Origin of the sequence: Bradyrhizobium sp. LHD-71 (genome assembly GCF_031157255.1) — a bacterium.
Lineage (GTDB): Bacteria > Pseudomonadota > Alphaproteobacteria > Rhizobiales > Xanthobacteraceae > P52-10.
Genome location: NZ_JAVIFX010000072.1, coordinates 1 through 1,218, shown reverse-complemented (window position 1 = coordinate 1,218; position 1,218 = coordinate 1). Strand labels below are relative to the sequence as shown.

Here is a 1,218-nt window from a genome sequence, read left to right as displayed (position 1 = left end):
GCCGTCAAGGGTGATGGTTTTGGCGCTGCGTTTTCGCATGCTTTCTCCGGTGAGCTGGAGGCGGTGGGCGTTGTGGACGAGGCGATCGAGAATGGCGTCGGCGACCGTGGGGTCCCCAATGGCTCCATGCCAGGTGTCCACGGGGAGCTGACTTGTGACGATGGTGGATGCGCGGCCATGTCGGTCCTCGAGGATTTCGAGCAGATCGCGGCGTTCCGCGGCGGTGAGCACCGATAGTCCCCAATCATCCAAAATCAGAAGCTGAGCGCGGCCGAGGCTTTTGAGGAGCCGGGCGTAGCGTCCGTCTCCGCGCGCGAGCGCGAGCGCCTCGAACAGCCTTGGAACGCGATGATAGAGGACTGATCGGTTGTCGCGGCAGGCCTTGTGGCCGAGCGCGCAGGCTAACCAACTTTTGCCCAGGCCGGTTGCCCCGGTGACGAGCAAATTCTCGTGGCGATCGATCCAGCGACCTTCGACGAGTTTGGCGAAAACGGCGCGGTCGATGCCCCGCGGGGTGCGCAGATCGACGTCCTCGACGCAAGCAGTCTGGCGCAGTGCGGCGATCTTGAGGCGCGTGGTGAGCCGCCTGGTGTCGCGTTCGGCGGCTTCGCGGTCGACCAACAGGCCGATGCGATCTTCGAACGGCAGGGCTTCGAGATCGGGCGATCGGCGCTGCTCCTCGAAGGCCTTGGCCATTCCGGTCAGTCGGCGCCGTAGCTTTTGACGAGCGCCAGAATGCCAAGGCAGGTTCGAAAGCCTTGTTCTGGATGGGGCCGGGCGTCGATCGCGGCCTGGAAAAACGCTGCTGTCGAAGGACCGATCCGCTCGCCGGCGGCGATCACCGCGGCGGGGGTCCATTTGCCGTAGCGGCGATGGGCGCTGGGCATGTGGTCGGCGATGGTGGTGTGTCCGCGTCGGTTGGGCGCGCGGGCATGGCTGGCGATCCGCTGGCCCTTGTGGAAGATCTCGACCGTCCGATCGTCGATACGGGCATCGACCAGCTCGCCAATCAGACGATACGGCGCGGAGTACCAATGGCCGTCGACCTCGACATGATAATCGGGAGCGAGGCGGCAGCGCTTCCAGCGTGCGAAGGCATAAGGCTGATCTGGCAGCGGGGTTAGCTTGGGTTTGTCGAGTTCGGCAAACAGTTCGGCGCGGCTTGAGCCGAAGCCACGCATTTGACGAGCATTGAGTTCGTCGACGAGTGTCTTGATG

Annotated in this window: 1 protein-coding gene and 1 pseudogene; both read right to left on the bottom strand. The window is 64.4% G+C overall.

Annotated features, from left to right (window positions below):
* Positions 1-696: IS21-like element ISFK1 family helper ATPase IstB (istB, locus tag RCO31_RS34580; RefSeq protein WP_041960795.1), on the bottom strand; the 696-nt coding region annotated here is incomplete at its 3' end.
* Positions 697-704: 8 nt separating this feature from the next.
* Positions 705-1,218, bottom strand: a pseudogene (locus tag RCO31_RS34575) (IS21 family transposase); the annotation flags it as partial.